Raw genomic sequence first — 15,425 nt, 5'->3', positions numbered from 1 at the left:
ACGGGCGGCACGGACCCGCCGAACGAGGAGAGAATGCGATGGCAACCAGCGTTGACGATGCCTTGCCACGGCATCACGAGGCGACCCGAAGCGAGAAACTGGTGATCACCGCCAGTTCGCTCGGCACGGTGTTCGAATGGTATGATTTCTATCTCTACGGGCTGCTGACGACGATCATCGCCGCGCAGTTCCTCACCGGGCTCAACCCCACCACCTCGTTCATCATGGCGCTGCTGGTGTTCGCCGCCGGCTTCATCGTGCGGCCGTTCGGCGCGCTGGTGTTCGGGCGGATCGGCGACATGGTCGGGCGGCGCTACACCTTCATCATCACGCTGCTGGTGATGGGGCTTTCCACCTTCCTGGTCGGCTGCCTGCCCACCTACAAGACGGCCGGCGTCGCGGCACCGATCCTGCTGGTGGTGCTGCGCATGTTCCAGGGCCTGGCACTGGGCGGCGAATATGGCGGGGCCGCCACCTATGTCGCCGAGCATGCACCGGAGGGGAAGCGCGGCTTCTACACCAGCTGGATCCAGATCACCGCCACCGCGGGCCTCGCCATGGCGCTGCTGATCGTCATCACCGTCCGCTCGCCGGTCACCGGCGTGGGCGAGGAAGCGTTCAAGGCCTGGGGCTGGCGCGTACCCTATCTGCTCTCCGGCCTGTTCCTCGCCGTCGGCCTATGGCTTCGCCTGAAGCTGCACGAATCCCCGGTGTTCAAGAAGATGAAGGCCGAAGGCACCGCCTCCAAGGCGCCGCTTACCGAAGCCTTCGGCCAGTGGAAGAACCTGCGGATCGTGCTCATCGCCTTTTTCGGCGCGATCGCCGGCCAGGCGGTGATCTGGTACACCGGCCAACTCTACGCGCTGTTCTTCCTCGAAAAGATGCTGAAGGTCGACGGGCTCACCGCCAACATGCTCACGATCACCGCGCTGCTGCTGGGAACCCCCTTCTTCCTGTTCTTCGGCTGGCTGTCCGACAAGATCGGCCGCAAGCCGATCATCCTCACCGGCTGCGCGCTGGCGACGCTGACCCTGTTCCCGGTGTTCCACGCGCTGACCAACGCAGCCAATCCGGCGCTGGCCCGCGCGCTGGCCTCGGCCCCGGTCACCGTCACCGCCGATCCGGGCGAATGCTCGTCGCAGTTCGATCCCGTCGGCCAGAACAAGTTCGACACGACCAGCTGCGACATCGTCAAGAACGCGCTCGCCAAGGCCGGCGTGAACTATGAGAATGTGAAGGCGGCGCCCGGCACGCTCGCCACCATCACCATCGGCGGCAAGCAGTTTACCGCGCCCGATCCGCGCCAGGTAAGCGGCGACGCGCGCAAGAAGGCGATCGCCGCCTTCACCGCCCAAGTCGTCGGCGCCCCCGCCGTGCCCGCCAAGGGCAGCGATCCGGCCAAGCCCGCCGTCACCGGCGAGCTCGCCAAGGTCGGCTATCCGACCAAGGCCGATCCCGCGGCGATGAACAAGCCGCTGGTCGTGGCGCTGCTCTTCTACCTCGTGCTGCTGGTCACCATGGTCTATGGACCGATCGCGGCGATGCTGGTGGAGCTGTTCCCCAGCCGCATCCGCTACACCTCGATGTCGCTGCCCTATCATATCGGCAATGGCTGGCTGGGTGGGCTGCTGCCGGCGATCGGCTTCGCGATGGTCGCCGCCAACGGCAACATCTATCACGGCTTCTGGTATCCCGTGGTGGTGGCGGCGGCGACGCTGGTGTTCGGGTTGATCTTCCTGCCAGAGACCTTCCGGCGCAACGTCGACGGCTGATCCGCCCTATATTGCCACGCAAACGAAGGGCCCTCGGGGATCGTTTCCCCGGGGGCCTCTCCCTTGCGGCGGGCGGCTTCCCCCGTCTTGCCGGCGAGGCTCATGGCGCCGGCGGATGCGGCGGCACTCGCTTCGGGAAATCAGCCAGCGCATTTTCAAGTTGACCGTGTACGGCGAACGGCTCGGAAAATGCGGCAACCAAACATCTAGAGCGTCTTCACCCATGGTAAAAACGCTCTAGCATCGCCCATCGCCTGCCCTGTCAGGCATAGGGCCAGATTGGCGTGGGAAGCGCCGCGCGATCCATGTTCGAGCTGGCGGCTCGGAAAGACGCGTTGATATCGAACGCCGCCCCCAACAGGCTGCCGAACAGCAGGAAACCGCCGATCGCGCTGCCCAGTTCGGAAAGGCTCGGCATGTCGCTGTCGGGCCCGTACATCTGGCCCGGCCTGGTCAGGTCGGCATCGGCCTGCGTTACCGTCTCGCCCAGCTCGGTCTGCCAGCCGCCCGACGACTCGAGCACGGTGAAGCCGTCGCGATGGGCGGCATCCAGCGCATAGCCGTTGGTCGAGACGCTGACCGCCAGATCGCCCAGCTGCTGCTGGCTGATGCCGTCGATCACCACCGCATTGGCGCCGCGCGTCACCACCACCTGGCTGGCGAAATAGACGTTGGGATTGCCCTTGGCCTGCTCGGTATTGACCGTGATCTTGGTGCCGTTGTCGAGTTCGAACGTCGTCGTGCCGTAGAAGTCGAACTGGTGCTTGCCGTTCACGTCGACATGCGGATCGCCCCACACGCGGGTGCTCTGGCCGGTCTTCTCGTTGACGATCGTCATTTCGCTGTTCCGCTCGTCGATGGCGAGGTGATAGCCGTCGCCCAGGTCGACGCGCGCGGTACTCTGGCCGGTGGCCTGGGCGGTGAAGCCCGCCTGGGGCTGGAGCTGCCCGGCGCCCGCCATCGTGCCCAGCTGGATCGACAGCAGCGACGGCAGCATCGCGCTGGCATAGGCGCTGGCGCCGAGCGGGTTGAACTGCTGGGCGAGCACGCCGCCGGCCAGCGCCAGTTGCGCGGCGGCGAACGGAGTCGAGGCGGCGGTCGAGATCGTCGTCATGTCCATGCTCCTGAGAAAGGCGATTGGGTGCGAGCCCGTTGGTAGGCTACTGCGTCCCATGCCCTGCCCCGCTGCGGCATCGCCGGATCGCGTAGGCCGCCTAAACGAATCGTCTAGCGACGAACCGTGCCGGCGATGGCATCGAGGCACGCGACGGCCTTCGACGGGGAACCACGAACATGATGTCGGCAGCTGACCAGCTCTCGCGACCCACCGGCATCGGGTCCTCTTCGGCGATCTCGACGTCGCGGCAGCGCGCCGCGAACGACGATTTCCAGGCCCGTCACCTGCCCCCGCGCGAGCTGCTTGCCTGGCAGCAGCTCACGCCGCCGGTCCAGTTCGTTCGCAGCGAAGCCCCACAGCTCGCGGCCGAACGGACCGGCGGACCTTCCACCATCGACCTCGCGGCGATGGCGGCGGACGTTTACAACGACACTCCTGCCCCACCCGCCGGCTACCGCGTCGCGAGCAGCGACGACCTGGCACAACTCGGCCTCCGCGCGGAGGACCTGACCTCGCCGCAGAGCAGCTTCCGCGCCCGCGTCTATGTGGCGGAGGGCGATGGTGGCCCCAATTATGTCGTGAGCTTTCGCGGCACCACCGGCGGCAGCGACTGGAAGGCCAATGCCCAACAGGGAGTAGGCTTGCCTTCCGATCAATATACCCGCGCGCTGATGATCGCGAAGGCGATCGGGCGCCATCCGGAGGCGCAGGTGACGATCACCGGCCATTCGCTGGGCGGCGGTCTCGCCTCGGCGGCGGCGCTGGCGAGCGGACGCGACGCGCAGACCTTCAATGCCGCCGGGCTCAGCGACGCGACGATCCACCAGGCCGGCGCGATCCGCGGCGATGCGCCTGCCCCCAGGATCGCGGCCTTCTATGTCCGCGGCGAGATCCTCTCGGCGATCCAGGATGGCGGCGACCGGATTGTCGGAGCGATCCTCGGCGGCATCCCCAGCGCGATCTTTGCCGACGCGCCCGAAGCCTATGGCACGCGCATCCCGCTCGACGCCAAGCAGCCCGCCGGCCAGCCTTGGTATCAGGACACGCCGGTGGCCCGGCACCAGATGGACTGGGTGCAAAGCAGCCTGGGCGCACATTGACCCGGGGCTCCCCCACTCCCTACAGCATGGCCTTGTGAACCGCCGCATCCGCATCCTCGCCGCGCTGATGCTGGCGACCGCCCCGATCGGAGGATGCATGGCCGCCGCGCCCAGTTGCTATACCAAGCGCGCCTCGGTGGTGCTGCCCGACCGTATTCGCGTCCTTGCGCATCTAAACAACGGCGCCTCCGGCCGCGCGGTCGCCGAGGCGATCTTCGACGGGCGTGTCGACGATGCACGCGCGATGCTGGCGCGCGACCCGCGGCTGATCACCACCGCAGTGCTCGACGACCCGAAAGTTCCGCAGCCGCCCGCCGGCCAATATGGCGATCTGCTCACCTTGGCCGTGGCGCGCTGCGACGCTGACGCGGCGACGATGCTGTTCGCCGCAGGCATGCCCAAGGACGGGGTAAAGCGCGGCAACGCGCTGTCGCTCGCCATCCTGGCGGACGCCCCCACCATGGCCGAGCAACTGCTCGCCGCCGGTGCCTCGCCCGATCCGCAAGCCCGGGGCGGCGAGGATCCGATGCGCAGCGCGATCAGCTTCGGCCATCTCGGCGGGGTGATGACCTTGCTCCGCCACGGCGCCGATCCGCGCTGGACCGACCGCTTCGGTATCGATCCCGTCCGCAGGGCGATGGATGCCGAACAGGCGGAGATCGCCGAGTTGCTGGTGGACAGGGGCGGTACGCTGTGGAGCGTCGCCGACGACGGCAGCATGGCCGCGCACGCACTGCTCGAACCGCCGTTGATCTTCACCAGTCCCGAGATGCGCGCCGCCCGCGCCCGCCTGCTGGAGCGTGCGCGCAACGCCGGCCTGGGCTGGCCCCCGCCCGACCGTGCGATGGTCAAGGCGCAGGTGGCGAGCGGCGCGTGGCCGACGGCCGAGATGGCACACGCGGGGATGACCGTCGCGCCGACGGTGCTGGAGCGGATACGCTCTGCGAAGCGCTGATGCCACCAGCAGGAGATGGGCGCGCTCCCCTCCGGAACATCGCCTAAGCGATTCGTGGAGCGCGCCGAGCTGCCCAAGCCGCTATCCAGGCTGGCATGTTGCTTTCGACGGACGAGATTCGGTCATGACCCAGCCCGTTGGCATCGGCGGCCCGCGGTTCAACGCGATCAGTGCTGTCGGCCAGACCGGAACCACGCCAGGCGCGCTTGCCGGCCAGGCGATGACGACACTCGCCAACCGCGTCGCCGGTACCGTGACCCGCGCATTGGGTCTCGCGCAGGGCGACCGGTCGCCGCTGCAGGCTGGGGACGCCTATGGCATCGAAGGCGTCGCACGCGATCTCGCCGCAACGCTGAATGCTGGCCCGGCCGATGCAGGGCGGCTGTCGCGAGCGCTGCACGACTTCACCAGCGAAGTCGCGTCGCTGGTCGCGGCCAGCCCCACCAGCGACGTGCTCGATCGGCTTTCCGGTCTCGGCAATGCGCCGCTCGATCCCGATGGTCGGCCCGGCATGAGCGATAGCGACAAGGTCATCGCAACGATCGACTCCGCCCTCTTCCAGCTGCGCGAAGATCCGACGCGGGTCGGCCGCTGAGCGACGCGGCCTCAGCGCCGCGCCGCCACCGGCATTGCCCTTCCCTGCACGCCCACCTTGCCGACGCGGACCTCGCGGCGCAGCAATCGCTCGTGCAGCTGCTCGCTCCACTGCGCGGCCACTGCAGGCGGCACTGCAGCGGAGGGAATCAGCAGCACATTGACCTGCCCCGCCAGGTCATGGCCCAGCACCGCGCCTTCCACCTTGTAGCTGCCGAGCGGCAGCGACAGATGTACCTCGGGCTGCGCGGTCTTGCTCACCTCGGCGATGGCGGCGGCGATCCGGTCGAGCTGGGCACGCTGGGCGGGATCAACGGTGCCTGCCGCCGAGGGCCGCGCCGCCACGGCAAGCGCGGCGAAGTCGCGCGGCGCGATCATCGCCGCCAATCCGTCGGCCTTTTCCATGCCGGGATCCTTCGCCGAACGCTTGCCGGCGTGCCGGGAGAGCGCGTCGGCGAAGGCCTTGCGCTGCTTGGGTGCGGCTTCGGACTCACCCTTGGCCGGTGCGTCGCGGGGGGTCGGTGCAGGCTTGCCCTGGACCGAACCGCTGGTCGGAGCGCCGTTCATGCCCAGCCCCGCGACAGGAGAAAGGCAGCGGCCTCGGAATCGACGCGATCCTCGGCCCGGCGCTGCTCGGCACGGCGGAGGGTCTGGTGATGCGCGGCGACGCTCTCGCTGCGAGCGCGGTGTTGATCGAGCGCGCGTCCGGCGGCGCCCTGGGCATCGACCGCAAGTTCGTGCCGCGCGCGCTGGTCGCTGGCACGGGCCGCCGCGCCGATCTCCTCGGCCACCCGCCGGTCGAGCCAGAGCCGCGTCTGCGGGCAAGCCGGGCTCGCCTGGAACAGCAGCCGGGCATCGCCGCGCGCGCGTTCCGCCGCGGCGCGCGCGGCTTCGGCAGCGCTGGCCGCCGCATGCGCCTGCGCGGCGGCCTCGCGCGCCTCGATCAGCGCGCGGGTCAGGCGCTGCTCGCGCATCTGGGCGATACGCGCCAGCACCGGCGCGCGGTTGTCAGCGGACATGGTCCATCTCCTCGAAGGTGCGCAGCCGGGCGATGCTCTCGCCCAGCGCGGTGCGTTCGCTACCGGACTGGCGCAGATAGGCGGCGATCGCCTGGCGCTCGGCCAGCGCGCGATCGGCCAGCGGATCGCGGCCGGGCTGATATTCGCCGATCTGGACCAGCAGCTCGATCTCGTCGAGCTTGGCCAGCATCGCGCGCAGCCCATGCGCCGCGCGCTGCTGCGCCACGGTGGCGAGGCGCGGGAACAGGCGCGAGAGGCTGCCCAGCACGTCGATCGCCGGATAATGGCCGCTCGAGGCGAGCTTGCGGGACAGCACGATATGCCCGTCGAGCAGCGAGCGCACTTCCTCGCCGATCGGATCGCCCTCCTCGTCCTCCAGCAGCACGGTGTAGAGCGCGGTGATCGCGCCCTCGGCGGCCGTTCCGCTGCGCTCGAACAGCCGCGGCAGCTCGGCGAAGACCGAGGGCGGGAAGCCGCGCCGCACCGCCGGCTCGCCCGCCGCCAACCCGATCTCGCGGAGCGCGCGGGCGAAGCGGGTGACGCTGTCCATCAGCAGCAACACATGCCGTCCTTCGTCGCGCAGACCCTCGGCGATGGCGGTGGCGACATGCGCAGCGCGCACCCGCTCCATCGCCGGACGGTCCGAGGTGGCGACGATTACCACCGAGCGAGCGAGCCCCTCGGCACCCAAGATCTCCTCGATGAACTCGCGCACCTCCCGACCGCGCTCGCCGATCAGCGCGATGACGATCGCATCGCACTGGGCGTTACGCGCCAGGTTGGCGAGCAGGGTCGACTTGCCGACGCCGGCGCTGGCGAAAATGCCGACGCGCTGGCCGATGCCGATCGGCATCAGCCCGTCGATGGCGCGGATGCCGGTTTCCATCGCCGCGTCGATCGGGCGGCGGTGCATCGGGTTGGGCGCCTCGCCATGAATCGGCCGGTCGGTGCCGCGACGCACGCCGCCCAAGCCATCGAGCGGCTGGAGCCGGGCATCGAGCACGCGGCCGAGCATGTCGGCACCATAGGGCGCGCGATCCTCGCCGCTGCGCAGGATCACGTCGCTGTGCATCGACAAGCCGCGCAGGTCGCCCAGCGGGGTGAGGATCGCGCCGCCATCGGCGAGGCCGATGACCTCGGCCCAGAGCGAGAAGCCGGTCTCGGCGTCGACGATCTCGCAATTCTCGCCGATCCGCGCGCGCACGCCGGTGACGCGCAGGGTGGTGCCGAGCGCGCCGACGATGCGGCCGTGCTGCTCGAACATCGGTGCCGCATCGAGCGCGCGCAACAGCGCCAGCGGATCACTCATGCCACCCCCCAGCGCTTGGCAAGCGTCTCGAGCTGGACGGACAGGCTGGCGATCACCTGCCCCTGTTCGGTGCGGATCGCACAATCGTGCGCGCCGAGTGCAGGGTCGGGCAGGATGCTGACTTCGGTCAGCGCCTCCAGCCGCTCCGCAACCTTGTCCGCCAAGTCCGGCGCCACGGCGACGATCACCGCGCCCTGCGGCTGCAGGCGGTCGAGCGCGCGGGCGACCAGCGCGGGCACCAGCGTCGCGTTGTCGAGTTCGCCGAGCACGGCACGCACCGCCGCCAGCGCCGCCTCGGCGATCTCGGCACGACGCGTCTGCTCTTCCAAATCAATAGCTCTGGAAAACCGTGCAATTTCGCCGGCGAGCAAGGAGTCGATCTCGGCCCGCGCGCCGTCCAGCGCAGTGCTGTACGCCTCTTCCCGCGCAGCATTCGCAGCCTGCACCGCCCGCGCCTGCGCCTCGCGCACCGCGCCCAGCAACGCCACCGCAGCGGCGAAGGACTGGCGCTCGCCGCGCTTGATCACCGCCCGCTCGCTGAACAGCAGCGCGGAATCGTCGGCCTGGACGAGATGATAGGTCATGCGAGGCTCTCCGCGATGGCATGGGCGCGCGCCAGCAGGCCGCGCGCCGCGGCATCGTCACGCGCACCGGGGAACTGGTCCTGCAAGGCGAGCGGCAGGGCGGCCTCCAGCAACTGCGTGCCGACGGCGAGCACGCGCTCCGGTGACGGCAGCTTCTCCGCGCTGACGATCTCCGGCACCTCGGCTTCGCAGACCGCGTCGAACAATGGTTCGCCCACCGCCGCCGCCAGCGCCGCCAAGCGTGGGCCCGAAAGCTCGGTATCGATCGCCCGGCGAAGGCGCAGCAGCCCGGCCGCCGCGGCGATCCGCGCCCGCTGCGCCTCGGGCGCGTCGAGCCAGTCGGGCAGCTTGGCGAGGTCGCCAAAGCTTACCGGCGGCTGCCCGCTCGCCCGGCGGGCAAAGCGCGCGCCGCGGCCCTGCCCGCAATGGCGGGCAAGCAGCGCCAGCTTGGCGGCCCGCGTCTCCCGATTCACCGCTGCACCGTATCCGGCAGGCTGGTCCGGGGTTTCCGCATCCGCCACAGCCCGCGTCCCGCGATCGCCAGCACGATCAGTGCGACCACACCGATGCCCCCGCGCATCAGCGTCGAGACCGACACCATGCCCTCGCTCTCCGACAGCACCGGCGCGGCCTGGGCGGGCACCATCACCACCGAGACGCGGTCATAGGTCAGCCCGTCGATCGAATTGGTGACCAGCGACTTGATCGCCCCGGTCTGGCTGCGCAGGTCGAAGCCGGTGCGATATTTCACGAACACCGACGCAGCCGAGGGCTTGGCTTCGCGGGAGAGCGGGTCGGCCTCGGGCATGGTCAGGTGCACGCGCGCCTGCACGACGCCGTCGATGGCGCTGATCGTCCGGCTCAGCTCCTGCGAGAGGCCGTAGATCAGCCGCGCCCGCTCCTCCAGCGGGGTGGAGGTGAAGCCCTCCTTCTTGAACACCGAGCCGAGCGAGTCATAGTCCTCGTGCGGCAGGCCGTGGGCGCGCAGCGTCTCCACCGCGCGGGCGAAATCGGCCTGGTCGACGGCGATGCTCCACTGGTCCTTCTCCCCCGCCACCTTGGTCGCGGTGATGCCGGCCTGGTTGAGCACGGCGATCATCTCGTTGGCGGCCGGTTCGGTGAGCTTGCCATAGACTTCCTGCCGGCTGCAGCCGGCCAGCCCGAAGGCGGCGATCACCAGCAGCGGCGCGGCGATCCGCGCCTGCCAGCGGCGCGCGGGGGCGCGGCCGCTCATTGCTGCTTGAACAGCTGTTGCACGCCGTCCGAACTCCGGTTGGCGATGTTGGAGGTAAGCTGCGCCTGGAACATGAACTCGGAGCATTTCATGTTGAGCTGCACCATCTCGCCCGGGGTCAGCTGGCCGCCGCTGGCCTCGGCGGCCTCGGCATAGCGCGAGACGGCGCGGGCCTGGACGTTCACCTGGTCGAGCGCGTTGAACATGCCCTTCATCGCCGGCGGGATCCGACCGGCGGCGACGGTGCCCTGCACCCCGCCCATCTTCTCCAGCGCCGCCTGGAAGCGCGCGTCGAACTGCGGCGTGGTGGCACCGCCGCCCTGGCCGCCGGGGGCGAGCAGTTCGAAGGCGCGCGACACGCCGCTCGTGCCCTGCCCCCCGGCCGGCGCGACCAGCGCGCCGATCGCATCGATGCTCATCGTCAGTTCTTCCGCGCCATGGTTTCGAGCGCCTTGGAGACGCTGTCGATCGAGCTGTGCGAGCTGTTCGCCATGAAGCTCATCCGCATCGATTCGGTGGTTAGCTGGGTGATGTCGGAAGGCTTGTCGCCGCCCTGGCTCACCACGTCGGACTGGGCGGTGATCGCATCGGCCTGGGTGTCGAGTGCCTTGCCCCAGGCTTCGCCGAACGCCTCGAACCAGTTGCCCTTGCCGGTGCGGCTCTCGGTGGTGCCCATGTTGCCGAGCGAGGCGATCGTGCCGAGGACGGCGCTGTTGATCGGGTTGGTCATTGGGTGGTCACTCCGTTGGTGTCGCCGCCAGAGGTGGTGGAGGGTGCCGGGGACGGCGGCGTGCTGGGTCCCAGGACGAGTTCTTCGATCCGGCCGTCGCGCTCGAAGCTGGCGCGGCCGTTGCCGATGGCGACGATGCGGTGGCCGGTCGGCACCGTGGCGCCGGCGAACCAGCGGGTACCGTCGGCGGTGGTGAGGTAGCCGGGGTCGCCGTCGACGAAGGTGGCGAGGCCGTATTCGGCACCCGAGAAGAAATATTGCAGGTCGCGGTCGCCGCGCTTGCCGTCGGTGGCGAAGTCGACGCGGGTGATGCCGGGCACGTCCTCCTTGATCAGCCGCGCGAGATCGGCCTGGCGATCGGCGGGGAGGAATTCAGCCTTCACCATCAGTGCGTTGCCGCGGCGGGGAATCGCTTCAGCATCGACCCCTTGTGCGCGCAGCAGATCGGTGGCGGCGGCGGCGAGGCCGTCCATCGTCTCTACATCGAGCGTGGCCGGGCCAATCCGCTCGGCGACGATTTGGCGCAACCGGGCGAGCGCGGCGTCGTCCTTGACGATCCCGCGGACGATCGTGCCGTTGCGGGTTTCCTCCACCTCGAGGTCGCGGAAGCCGGCGGCGGCGAGCATCGTCTGTTCGCCGGCGCTGTCGTGCAGCTCGCGCGCCACCCAGCGGACGGCGGGCGGCGCGAACAGCAGGAGCAGCAGCAAGGCCGCCACGGCCGCGGCATAGGCGGGCCAGTATCGGTCCAGCGCCAGCGCGCCGCGCATCGGGTAGAGCCGGGTCGCCACCCGCTCGGGGAGCGCGGCGCGCTGCGGCGACAATACGGGTGCATCGGCAGCGGCTGGCGCAACCATCGGCGCAAGCCGGATGGCGTCCTCCCAGCGCGGGTCCTCCGGCGCGCCGATCGCGACGGCCACCGCGCCGACCAGCATCGGCACGAAGGGCGGCAGCGATGCCTGCTCGCCCGCTCCGACCGGTCGGCCGAGAAGGGTCACCTGCCCCGCCGCCACGCGGACGCAGGCCATGCCGTCGGCCAGGTCGAGCTCGAGCGACACGCCGCGCACGGAGGGATCGCGCAGCACGATATCATGCTCGAACCCATGCCCTACGCGGACGAACTTGCCCCGGTGCAGCCGGTGCTCGGCGCCCGAGAGGCGACCGTTCAGCACCCGCAGCACCATCGTGCCGGGCTTTACCGGGGCGAAGGGCGCGTTCACCGGCGGGCCCTCCGGCGGCGCTTCTGGTGGTGATCGGCGGCGGCCTGGATCTGCTCTATCGGGATCGGGTTGGTCGCCGTCGCAGGCTGCACCGCCGCCGCCTGCTGCTCGCGGCGCGAGACGACGCGGGGGGTGATCAGGAAGATGCGCTCGAAATGCTGGTCGCCCTTCTTGCGCTTGCGGAAGGCCTGGCCGAGGATCGGCACGTCGCCCGCGACCGGCACCTTCGACTTGTAGTCGTAGGAGGTCTCGACCGTCATGCCGCCGATCAGCAGGCTCTCGCCCTGCTTCACCACCGCGCTGGTGTTGATGCTGCTCTGCTTCACCGCCGGGATGCCGTCGACCACCAGCCCGGTGGGCGAGCCGTCGAGGATCTCGATCGCCATCCGGGTGCGCAGCTCGCCGCCGTCGTAGAGGATCGACGGGTAGACCCGCATCACCATGCCCGCGGTGACCGGGAACAGGTCCACCTGCCGGTCGCCGGCGACGCGGACATAATATTGCACCTGGTTGTTGAACACGGCGGGGATGTTGTTGAGCGTGCTCAGCCGCGGCCGCGAGATCACCCGCAGCGCACCGGTCTTCTCCAGCGCGGTGATGCGCGCGGCGAACAGGTCCAGGCCGCCGGTCAGATATGCCGCACCGACATTGCCGCTGGAGAAGTTGTTGGCCGGGTTGGTCGCATTGCCGCCGAACAGCGCGCCCAGCCCGCCGGTCCTGAAGCCGAAATCGAGCCCCAGTTCCTTGAGCTTGCTGGTATCGAGCTCGAGGATCGTCGCCTCGATCTCCACGCCGCGCGGCTCGACGTCGAGTGCGCGGACGATGTCCTCGTAGACGGTCATCGATTCGGGCCGGTCGCGGATCAGCACGGCGTTGTTGCTGGGATCGACCTCGACGCGCGGGCCGTTGATATCCCGCACCGCCGCCTCGCGGACGACGACGGTATCGAGCCCCGGCGTGCCCTGCTGGTCGAAGCTGCGCTGCGCCTCGTCGGGCGGCACGGCGTTGAGGCCGCGCCCGCCCAGCCGCGGCAGCGACTGGCGCTGGACATCGAAATTGCCGCTGGTCGAAACCGTCGCGCTCGGCCGCCCGTCCCCCATCATCCCGCGCAGGATCGATCCGACGCCGGGGATGGTAATGGTGCGGTCAAAGCTCTTCTGGATCGTGTCGTCGGCGCGCGCATAGCGGAGGTAGAAGATCCGCACCTCATAGGGCGAGCGCGTCGTGGCGCCGCTCAGCACCTTGGAGCGAAGCGGCGAACTGGTCACCGTCTCCAGCGCGGCGGGGCCGAGCAGCGGCGAGACGATGGGTGCGTTGGAGGATGTGGCGGAGGCCGGGATCACCGCCGGGTTGCCTGCGGTACCCGCCAGTTGCGCGACGCGATCGAGGAACGCCGGCACGCCGGTGGCGCTCACTGAATTGCTCGCTGCGGAGACGCGATTGGCGTCGTCGAGAATCCGCAGCTTCTGCGCGTCGCGCACTACCGCCTCGGGATCGGCGGCGTTGAAGCTGCGCGAGGTAACTTCCGCCGCCGAATAGACCCGCACCACCGCGCCGTCATAGTAAGCGACGAGGTTGAAGGCCTTGGCGAGCTGGGTCCACACCTGGCGCGGCGTGCCGACGAACACGCCGTTGACCTTGCCGGTCACCGCCGAGCTCACCTTCGCCTTGACCCCGGCCTGGCCGAACAGATCGACCACGGCGACATCGACCCGCTGGTTGCGCGCGGTGAGCGTGATCCGCTTCTGCCCCATGGGCGGCGTCTCGGCGGATGCGGCAACAGGCAGCAATGCGGTACAGGCAAGCAGGGCAAGGAAGTGCTGAGCGCGGATCATAGGGAAACCTCGTCCGACATCTGGTTGGTCAGGCTTTCCGGGGCGGCGTTGATTTCGCCGACGATGTCGAGCGGCACGGCCGGGTTGAGCTCGTTGAAACTGATCACCGGAACCTCGAACAGATCGCCCGCGATCAGCAGGCGGAGCGGCCGGCGGAGATCCTGCGCGGTGAGGATCGCCCGCGCGCCGCTGGTGGCGACCTGGGTGGAGAGCAGCGCGATCAGCGCGCGCATCTGGTGCGGGTTGATCGCGAGGCGCATCTGGCCGTCGGCGGGGGTGACGGTCTGGCGGATCGTCTCCTCCAGATCGGCGCCGACGATCAGCACGCGGAGGCGGCCGGCCTCGCAGAGCGGCGCGATCAGGTGGCGGCGCATCGCGACGCGCACCCGCTCGGCCATCGGCACGGCTTCGCGCTCATATTGGCCGACCTCGCCGATTGCCTCGATCGCGTCGCGGAAGTTGCGCAGGGGCACACTTTCCTCGGCGAGCAGGCGCAGCACTTCGCCGATCCGGCCGGTGGGCACCGCGCGCACCGCTTCCTTGACGACTTCCGGGTGCGTCTCGCCGAGCCGGTTGAGGTGATCGGTCACCTCCTGCAGCCCGAGGAACAGGCCGAGATTGCGCTCGAGCAGCTGCGCCACGCGCTCCGCCGCCACGTCAGGCAGCGCGCCCGCGTCGCTGGCGCCGCCGCCGAGCGGGGCGTCGTGGGCGCTGAGCAGCCACTCGCCTTCGTTCAGCCGGGCGTCGGGAACGACGCGTAGGTCGGGAATGGCGATGCCGGTGCGCGTCTGGAGTGCCGCCGCGGCGTCGCGCAGCCGTTCCGCCAGTGCCGCAAAGGCAGGATGCTGCGGCGGCAGGCCGACGGCGAGCCGCAGCGGATCGACCACCGGCAGCGCCTGCGCGGGGATCAGCGTCTCGCCGGTCGCGACCGCCGTCTCGCTCGTTGCCAGCCCCAGCCGTGCCCGCAGCCAGGCGCCCGAGGTCGGGTGGAGGAAGGCCCCGCCGAGCAGGAGCGCACTCGCCAGCGTGAAGAAGATCAGCGTCGGGAAGCCCGGCACCAGCCCGAGCAGCATCGCCAGCCCGCCGGCGATCATCAGCACGTGCGGCTTGCCGGTGATCTGCCGCGCGATCGCGGGGCCCAGGTCGCTGTCCCGCTCCTCGTCGGTGGTGCGCGTGACGAGCATGCCCGCCGCCATCGCCGAGAACAGCGCCGGCACCTGCGCGACCAGCCCGTCGCCGATCGTCAAGATCGAGAAGGTCGTCGCCGCCTCGCCCGCCGACATGCCGTGGTAGAGCATGCCCACGGCCAGCCCGCCGAGCAGATTGACGAGCACGATGATCACCGAGGCGATCGCATCGCCCTTCACGAACTTCATCGCGCCGTCGAGGCTGCCGTGGAGCTTGCTCTCCATCTCCAGCGTGCGGCGCTTCTCGCGCGCCTCGTCCTTGGTGAGGATGCCCGAGCGCAGGTCGCTGTCGATCGACAGCTGCTTGCCCGGCATCGCATCGAGGCTGAACCGCGCGGCGACTTCGGCGACACGCTCGGCGCCCTTCGAGATGACGATGAACTGGACGATGGTGATGATCAGGAACACCACCAGCCCGACCACGAGATTGCCGCCCGCGACCATCTGGCCGAACTGCTGGATGATCTCGCCGCCATCGACATGGGTGAGGATCATTCGCGTCGTCGAGATGCTGATCGCCAGCCGGAACAGCGTGGAAAGCAGCAGGACCGTCGGGAAGGTCGAGAAATCCAGCGGCTTGGTGACGTACATGCAGCTGAGCAGCAGCAGGATGCCCACCGTCATGTTGGTCGCGATGAACGCGTCGAGCGCCAGCGGCGGCATCGGCACGATCATCAGCAGCACGACGGTGACGACGCTGCCGACCAGCAGCATGTCCGCCACGCGCAGGGGCATGCGGCGCAGGCCGCGCAGGATCAGGGCTGGGGCCATG

At 69.7% G+C, this 15,425-nt stretch carries 16 protein-coding genes; 4 read left to right on the top strand and 12 right to left on the bottom strand.

Annotated elements, in window-relative coordinates; genetic code table 11:
• Window positions 1–38 precede the first annotated feature (38 nt).
• Entirely contained in the window at window positions 39–1,772 is a 1,734-nt protein-coding gene (locus tag GGR89_RS18885) for an MFS transporter (RefSeq protein ID WP_125977710.1), read from the top strand.
• 262 nt (window positions 1,773–2,034) lie between these two features.
• Here GGR89_RS18885 and GGR89_RS18880 read toward each other — a convergent pair whose 3' ends face one another.
• The gene (locus tag GGR89_RS18880) at window positions 2,035–2,886 is read right to left on the bottom strand and encodes a DUF1521 domain-containing protein (protein WP_164542717.1); all 852 of its coding nucleotides are present in this window, start codon (window positions 2,884–2,886) and stop codon (window positions 2,035–2,037) included.
• Window positions 2,887–3,065: 179 nt separating this feature from the next.
• Between GGR89_RS18880 and GGR89_RS18875 the strand changes: the two genes are divergently transcribed.
• The 3 genes from GGR89_RS18875 to GGR89_RS18865 all read left to right on the top strand — a co-directional run bounded on the left by GGR89_RS18875 (window position 3,066) and on the right by GGR89_RS18865 (window position 5,539).
• Window positions 3,066–3,989 carry a Tle-like phospholipase domain-containing protein gene (locus tag GGR89_RS18875; protein ID WP_125977706.1) on the top strand — a complete coding sequence of 308 codons (924 nt, stop codon included), beginning with the start codon at window positions 3,066–3,068 and terminating at the stop codon, window positions 3,987–3,989.
• Between the two features lie 34 nt (window positions 3,990–4,023).
• A complete protein-coding gene (locus tag GGR89_RS18870) occupies window positions 4,024–4,944 on the top strand; it encodes an ankyrin repeat domain-containing protein (protein WP_125977704.1) in 921 nt (306 codons plus the stop codon).
• A gap of 124 nt (window positions 4,945–5,068) precedes the next feature.
• Window positions 5,069–5,539 (top strand): hypothetical protein, encoded by a 471-nt coding sequence (locus GGR89_RS18865; protein ID WP_125977702.1) that lies wholly within the window; start codon window positions 5,069–5,071, stop codon window positions 5,537–5,539.
• 11 nt (window positions 5,540–5,550) lie between these two features.
• Here GGR89_RS18865 and GGR89_RS18860 read toward each other — a convergent pair whose 3' ends face one another.
• From GGR89_RS18860 to GGR89_RS18810, 11 genes are read right to left on the bottom strand one after another with little or no spacing between them, the layout of a single operon-like run.
• Window positions 5,551–6,105, bottom strand: coding sequence for a hypothetical protein (locus GGR89_RS18860; protein ID WP_125977700.1), 555 nt, complete (start codon window positions 6,103–6,105; stop codon window positions 5,551–5,553).
• Complete coding sequence (locus tag GGR89_RS18855) at window positions 6,102–6,557, bottom strand: hypothetical protein (RefSeq protein ID WP_125977699.1); 456 nt, start codon at window positions 6,555–6,557, stop codon at window positions 6,102–6,104. Before GGR89_RS18855 ends, GGR89_RS18860 begins: the two co-directional genes overlap by 4 nt.
• Entirely contained in the window at window positions 6,547–7,866 is a 1,320-nt protein-coding gene (locus tag GGR89_RS18850; protein WP_125977697.1) for a FliI/YscN family ATPase, read from the bottom strand. The genes GGR89_RS18855 and GGR89_RS18850 overlap by 11 nt, the downstream gene beginning before the upstream one ends.
• Entirely contained in the window at window positions 7,863–8,450 is a 588-nt protein-coding gene (locus tag GGR89_RS18845) for a FliH/SctL family protein (RefSeq protein ID WP_167713048.1), read from the bottom strand. Before GGR89_RS18845 ends, GGR89_RS18850 begins: the two co-directional genes overlap by 4 nt.
• Window positions 8,447–8,923 carry a hypothetical protein gene (locus tag GGR89_RS18840; protein WP_125977693.1) on the bottom strand — a complete coding sequence of 159 codons (477 nt, stop codon included), beginning with the start codon at window positions 8,921–8,923 and terminating at the stop codon, window positions 8,447–8,449. Before GGR89_RS18840 ends, GGR89_RS18845 begins: the two co-directional genes overlap by 4 nt.
• Window positions 8,920–9,684 (bottom strand): type III secretion system inner membrane ring lipoprotein SctJ, encoded by a 765-nt coding sequence (gene sctJ, locus GGR89_RS18835; protein ID WP_125977691.1) that lies wholly within the window; start codon window positions 9,682–9,684, stop codon window positions 8,920–8,922. The genes GGR89_RS18840 and sctJ overlap by 4 nt, the downstream gene beginning before the upstream one ends.
• Entirely contained in the window at window positions 9,681–10,103 is a 423-nt protein-coding gene (locus GGR89_RS18830; protein ID WP_125977689.1) for a hypothetical protein, read from the bottom strand. Before GGR89_RS18830 ends, sctJ begins: the two co-directional genes overlap by 4 nt.
• Window positions 10,104–10,105: 2 nt before the next feature.
• Window positions 10,106–10,414, bottom strand: a complete 309-nt coding sequence (fliE, locus tag GGR89_RS18825) for a flagellar hook-basal body complex protein FliE (protein WP_066722170.1) — start codon at window positions 10,412–10,414, stop codon at window positions 10,106–10,108.
• Window positions 10,411–11,631: a hypothetical protein gene (locus tag GGR89_RS18820; protein WP_125977687.1), complete on the bottom strand. Its 1,221-nt coding sequence runs from the start codon at window positions 11,629–11,631 to the stop codon at window positions 10,411–10,413. The genes fliE and GGR89_RS18820 overlap by 4 nt, the downstream gene beginning before the upstream one ends.
• Window positions 11,628–13,466 carry a type III secretion system outer membrane ring subunit SctC gene (gene sctC / locus GGR89_RS18815; protein ID WP_125977685.1) on the bottom strand — a complete coding sequence of 613 codons (1,839 nt, stop codon included), beginning with the start codon at window positions 13,464–13,466 and terminating at the stop codon, window positions 11,628–11,630. The genes GGR89_RS18820 and sctC overlap by 4 nt, the downstream gene beginning before the upstream one ends.
• Window positions 13,463–15,424: a flagellar biosynthesis protein FlhA gene (locus GGR89_RS18810; RefSeq protein ID WP_167713046.1), complete on the bottom strand. Its 1,962-nt coding sequence runs from the start codon at window positions 15,422–15,424 to the stop codon at window positions 13,463–13,465. The genes sctC and GGR89_RS18810 overlap by 4 nt, the downstream gene beginning before the upstream one ends.
• Between the last annotated feature and the right edge of the window lies 1 nt (window position 15,425).

This window comes from Sphingomonas trueperi, assembly GCF_011927635.1.
In the GTDB taxonomy this organism is placed as follows: Bacteria; Pseudomonadota; Alphaproteobacteria; order Sphingomonadales; family Sphingomonadaceae; genus Sphingomonas; species Sphingomonas trueperi.
This window is presented reverse-complemented; position numbering and strand designations above follow the sequence as displayed.